Source organism: Jatrophihabitans sp. (assembly GCF_036389215.1).
Lineage (GTDB): Bacteria > Actinomycetota > Actinomycetes > Mycobacteriales > Jatrophihabitantaceae > Jatrophihabitans_A.
The window spans coordinates 1-5,595 of the sequence record NZ_DASVQG010000071.1 but is presented as its reverse complement, the minus strand read 5'-3'; the positions used below and the strand labels follow the sequence as shown (position 1 = coordinate 5,595).

General features: G+C 71.0%; 6 protein-coding genes. 4 read left to right on the top strand and 2 right to left on the bottom strand.

All coding sequences use genetic code 11. The features are described from left to right. Positions 1–158: 158 nt before the first annotated feature. Complete coding sequence (locus tag VF542_RS03375) at positions 159–1,217, bottom strand: NAD(P)/FAD-dependent oxidoreductase (protein ID WP_408650293.1); 1,059 nt, start codon at positions 1,215–1,217, stop codon at positions 159–161. A gap of 126 nt (positions 1,218–1,343) precedes the next feature. On the opposite strand from VF542_RS03375, the gene VF542_RS03370 reads away from it, so the two are divergent. From VF542_RS03370 to VF542_RS03355, 4 genes are all read left to right on the top strand, one after another. Next, positions 1,344–2,435 carry an S-(hydroxymethyl)mycothiol dehydrogenase gene (locus tag VF542_RS03370; protein WP_408650292.1) on the top strand — a complete coding sequence of 364 codons (1,092 nt, stop codon included), beginning with the start codon at positions 1,344–1,346 and terminating at the stop codon, positions 2,433–2,435. A gap of 114 nt (positions 2,436–2,549) precedes the next feature. Then, a complete protein-coding gene (locus VF542_RS03365; protein ID WP_408650291.1) occupies positions 2,550–3,182 on the top strand; it encodes an MBL fold metallo-hydrolase in 633 nt (210 codons plus the stop codon). Positions 3,183–3,243: 61 nt separating this feature from the next. Then, a complete protein-coding gene (locus tag VF542_RS03360) occupies positions 3,244–4,071 on the top strand; it encodes a CPBP family intramembrane glutamic endopeptidase (protein ID WP_408650290.1) in 828 nt (275 codons plus the stop codon). 91 nt (positions 4,072–4,162) lie between these two features. Then, complete coding sequence (locus VF542_RS03355) at positions 4,163–5,425, top strand: GNAT family N-acetyltransferase (protein WP_408650289.1); 1,263 nt, start codon at positions 4,163–4,165, stop codon at positions 5,423–5,425. Positions 5,426–5,448: 23 nt separating this feature from the next. Here VF542_RS03355 and VF542_RS03350 read toward each other — a convergent pair. Further along, a partial coding sequence (locus tag VF542_RS03350) for a DUF3097 family protein (RefSeq protein ID WP_408650294.1) occupies positions 5,449–5,595 on the bottom strand: 147 nt, incomplete at its 5' end.

Below are 5,595 nucleotides of genomic sequence, written 5' to 3'. Positions count from 1 at the left end.
TTACGGTGTGGCACGAGGACCTCCTGAGTACTGGGCGTGGTTGCCGTGGTAGCTCCACACCCCACTCAGGAGGCCCTCCTACATCAAGATCATCCGATCAGAACGGCCTGCACCAACCTGTCCGGGCAGTACACCTAGCCGTTCGCCGGGAGCTCTTCTCAGCGCTCGGCGCCGAAGGCGAACCGCGCAGGGCGGACGCCGCCGAGCTCGTCCGCCTCGGTGCCGTGCACGACTTCGGCGGCTACGAGCCGTGCCGCCACCGGGGCTAGCGTCACACCTGAGTGCATCACCGCCAGGTAGACCCCGCCCACACCGGGCAGCCCTCCGATGACGGGCAGGCCGTCGGCCGGCATCGGCCGCGCTGCCAGCCGCACGCTGACCAGTGCTATCTCGGCCGCGCCGGTGAAGGTGGCGGTGAGACGGCTGAGCAGCTGCTGGGCCGTGCGGTGCAGGTCGTCCTTGCTGGCCTCCTGGTGGTAGCCGGCGGCCACCAGCAGCTGGCCGTCCGCGGCTTGCCGGACCTCCAGGTGCGGGCTCGCTACCAGCGTGCGCACCAGGCCCGGTGCGGCGGTGAAGCGCAGCAGCAGTGCGGGCGACGGGGCGACGGGCAGGTCGAACCCCAGCGGCGCGCACAGCACCGGCGCGTCGACTCCGGCCGCCACCACCACGGTGTCGGCAGCGATGAACCCTCGGGAGGTCTGGACGCCGAACACCCGGCCACGCCGGGCCACCAGGGCGGTGACCGCCGATCCGAGGATCAGCCGGGCGCCGTGTGCCCGGGCCGCAGCCACCAGCGCGTCGGTCACCGCAACCGGATCGATGGCCCCGTCGCTGTCCTTGTACCGCGCTCGGGCCGGCGGATCCGCCAGGTTCGGCTCCAGCCGGCCGGCCTGCGCCGCGTCGAGCAGGTGCTCGCCCGGACCGAGGTCCTGCGGCACCTCAGGCTCGTTCCAGGCCAGCGACCCCGTCCACCGCACCCGCACACCAGGCAGTTGCCGCTCCAGACGCCGGTACGCCTCGAGAGCCCCGCGGCGAAGCGGCCAGCTGCCGTCCCGCGCGTCGGCGCCCGAGGGTCCCCCGATCCACGCGAAGGAATCGCCGGTCACGCCGGAGGCTGGCAGCGCCTTGTCCACCAGCGTCACCGCGGCGCCGGCCAACGCCAGCTCATACGCCACCGCCGCGCCGACGATCCCGGCCCCCACCACCACGACATCCATCCGAGGCTCCCTCCGGTGCTCCAGCTGCCCACGCCGAGTCCGCTCCAATCGTCGCGCAGGCCCACCGCCAGGAGTGAGCCGTCGGGCCCCGTACGTTTCGTCGGCAGCGTCCGGTAAACAGTAGGCATGAGCCAACAAGTTCGTGCCGTCATCGCCCGCAGCAAGGACCAGCCGGTCGAACTGGTCACGATCAACGTTCCGGACCCGGGCCCTGGTGAGGCGGTGGTCGCGATCGGCGCCTGCGGCGTGTGCCATACCGACCTGCACTACCGCAACGGTGGCATCAGCCCCGACTTCCCGTTCCTGCTCGGCCATGAGGCCGCCGGCGTGGTCGAGAGCGTGGGTGTGGGCGTCACCGAGGTGGCACCCGGCGACTTCGTGATCCTGAACTGGCGGGCGATCTGCGGCCAGTGCCGAGCCTGTCTCCGAGGCCGGCCGCAGTACTGCTTCAACACCCACAACGCCACCCAGAAGATGACGCTCGAGGACGGCACCGAGCTCTCGGCGGCGCTGGGCATCGGCGCGTTCGCCGACAAGACGCTGGTGGCGGCCGGCCAGTGCACCAAGGTCGATCCGCGGGCCTCAGCCACGGTGGCCGGGCTGCTCGGCTGCGGCGTGATGGCCGGGTTGGGCGCGGCGATCAACACCGGTGGGGTCGGCCGGGGCGACTCGATCGCCGTCATCGGCTGTGGCGGGGTGGGCATGGCCGCGATCGCCGGCGCGCGGCTGGCCGGCGCGACCAGGATCGTCGCCGTCGACATCGACGAGCGCAAGCTGGTCGCCGCTCGCGAGTTCGGTGCGACCGACGTGGTCAATTCCAAGACCACCGACGCCATCGAGGCGATCCGGGAGGCCACCGGTGGCTTCGGCGCCGACGTGGTGGTCGACGCGGTAGGGACGCCCGAGACCTACAAGCAGGCCTTCCTGGCGCGCGACCTCGCGGGCACGGTGGTGCTGGTCGGCGTTCCGAACCCGGAGGCCAGGATCGAGTTGGGGTTGCTCAACGTCTTCGGCCGGGGCGGGGCGTTGAAGTCCTCCTGGTACGGCGACTGCCTGCCCTCCCGGGATTTCCCGATGCTGATCGAGCTGTACCTGCAGGGACGATTGCCGCTGGACAAGTTCGTCACCGAGACCATCGGCATCGGCGATGTGGAGGCGGCGTTCACCAAGATGCACCACGGCGACGTGCTCCGCTCGGTGGTCGTCTTCGATGAGTGAGCATCGCAGCGAGCGCCAGCGAGCGAGGAGCGCAGCTCATCCACCGATGAGCGCTCGCGCGAAGAGGCAGGGGTCATGAGTGAGCATCGCAGCGAGCGCCAGCGAGCAGGGGTCATGAGTGAGCATGCTCGAATCCAGCACACCACCACCTCGGGGACGTTCAACCTCGACGGCGGCAGCTGGGACGTGGAGAACAACGTCTGGCTGGTGGGCAACGACACCGAGTGCGCCGTCATCGACGCGCCGCACCAGCTGGAGCCGATTCTTCAGCTGATCGGCGACCGGAAGCTGACCGCCGTCCTGTGCACCCATGCCCATGACGACCACGTGACGGCGGCTCGGCAGGTGAGCGAGGCCACCGGCGCGCCGGTCCGGCTGCATCCGGCCGATGAGGTGCTGTGGCGCCAGCTCCATCCGGAATTCGACTTCGTCCCGCTGGCCGACGGCGAGCTGATCCAGGTGGCCGGCATCTCGCTGCAGGCGCGTCACACCCCGGGGCACTCCCCCGGCGGCGTCTGCTTCTACGGCGCCGCACTAGGCGCGGTGTTCAGCGGTGACACCCTGTTCAAGGGCGGCCCGGGAGCCACCGGCCGATCGTTCTCCAGCTTCGGAACCCTGCTCGACACCATCCGGTACCAGCTGTTCACCCTGCCGGTCGAGACGGTGGTGCACACCGGCCACGGCGAGTCCACCTCGATCGGCGAGGAGGTCCCGCACCTGGACGAGTGGATCGCCCGCGGTCACTGACTCGATCCACCAAGTTCGAGCCTGTGGGGACGTCAGTCCATGGTGCGGCCAGAATGTACGGGTGACCTCCGCTTCGCCGCTGCCAGGAGCTGACCTGGGAACCGGGCGCGCTCCGGATGACGAACCCGGGCGTCCACCCGCCGCCGGCCGGCGATCGGACCGGCTGGGCCTGGAGGTGCTGCTGGTCCTCGGGGTGTCGCTGGGGATCTCGGCGATCGGCTCCTGGATCAACTTCCTCGACATCCAGACCCGCGGCGGCTTTCGCGGCGCGACCGCCACGCTCAACCCGTCGGAGAGTCCCCGTGCCTGGGTGGATCTCTCCTACCAACTGCTCGGCGTGCTCAACGGCGTGGTGCCCGCGTTCCTGGCGCTGCTGCTGTTGAGCCGGGTGCCGGCGCTGCCCGGTTTCGGGATCGGGCTGGACCGGCTGCGGCTGAAGCGGGAAACCCTGCAGGGTCTTGGCTTTGCCGCGCTGATCGGGCTGCCCGGCCTGGGCCTGGTGATCCTGGCCCGGCACCTCGGCATCAACGCCCAGATCCAAGCGTCCGGGCTCGCCGACGTCTGGTACCGCTACCCGGTGCTGATCCTGGAAGGCATCCAGAACGGGGTGCTCGAAGAGATCGTGGTGATCGGCTACCTGCTCACCCGGTTCCGGGCCATGAACTGGCCGGCCGGCCGGGCGATCCTTCTCAGCGCGCTGATCCGCGGCAGCTATCACACCTACCAGGGCATCGGCGGTTTCATCGGCAACTTCATCATGGGTGCCCTGTTCGGCTGGTGGTTCACCCGCACCAAGCGGGTGCTGCCGCTGGTCATCGCCCACAGCGTGATCGACATCGTCAGCTTCGTCGGCTACGCCGCGCTGCACGGCCGGGTCAGCTGGCTCTGAGCGGGCCCGGCGACCGGTGCCTGGCCGTCCGCCACGGCGAGCCCTGCCTAAATCCCGTGACGCCCTCGGGGCACTGTGACAGGGTCGGGCCATGACGTCGACCACGGAGATCCGGCACGTCCCGGCCGGGGAGATGGTGCCCTGGCTGCGCGCCATGCGCACCACGCTGCTGGCCGATCCCGCCCTCCGTGACGAGCATTCACTGACCTGGTGGCGGGAGGTGTGGAACCCGGACCGGGTGTTCGGCGGCTACGCCGAAGGCCGCTGCGTGGCGACCCTGCGGACCTTTCCCACCACCCTGACGATCCCGTCCGGGCCGGCTGAGTGCGCCGAGCTGCCGATCGACGCGCTCACCCAGGTGACGGTGGCGGCCACCCACCGGCGGCGCGGCCTGCTCACCCGGATGCTGACCCAGTCGCTGCAGGACGCCAGGGACCGCGGCGAGGTGGCCAGCCTGCTGCTGGCCGCGGAGTGGGCGATCTACGGCCGGTTCGGCTACTGGCCGGCGGTGATGAGTTCGGACTACCGGATCCTGGCGGCGCGACGCCCCCAGATCCTGCGGCCGAAGGCGGCACACCAGCTGATCGGAGTCGATCCGGACGACCTGCTCGAACCCGCCGCCGAGGTGCACCGCCGGGCACGGCTGCAACGGGCCGGGCAGATCGACCGGACCACCGCCGACTGGCAGCGCCGGCTGGGCCTGCGAGGCCTGAGATCGCCCGGGGTGCGAGAGCCGGTCTGCGTGCTGGCCCGCAACGCCGAGGGCAGGGTGGACGGCTACGCCACCTGGCGGGTGCAGGACGCCGGCTCCCTGCTGGAGGCCGATCAGGTCCAGGTCGACGTCGACGAGGTGCTGGCCGCCACCGAGGACGCCTACCGGGCGCTGTGGCACTACCTGCTCAACCTCGACCTGGTGCGGGTGCTGCGGCTGCACGCCTACCCCGTGGACGAGCCGCTGGAGTGGCTGCTGTCCGACGGCCGGGCGGCCCAGCGCACGTGGACCGGTGACCGGGACTGGCTGCGGTTGCTCGACGTCCCGGTCGCGCTGTCGGCACGGCGCTACTCCAGCACCGACCGGCTGGTGCTGGAGGTGGTGGATCGCGACGGCGGCTGGGCGGCCGGCCGCTACACCCTGGACGGCGGCCCGACGCACGCCGAGTGCCGGGCCACCCCGGCGGCGACCGCGGACCTGCGGCTGTCCCAGCGTGCGCTGGCCGGCATCTACCTCGGCGGCAACACCGTGCGGTCACAGCAGCTGGCCGGACTGGTCGATGAGGAGACGCCGGGCGCGGCTGCCCGGCTGGAGTCGATGTTCTGGACCGCGCAGCAGCCCTGGAACGCCACCTCGTTCTGACCCGCTGGATGGTTGGGTTCTGATCAGGCGGTCACGAAGTCGATGAGCTCCTCCACCGCGCGCAGCAGGGGCACCTCGACGTCGGCGAAGCTGTTCACCGACGCCAGCACCCGGCGCCACATCTCGCGGCTGTCGGAGACCCCCAGCGCCGCCGCGACGCCGTCCTTCCA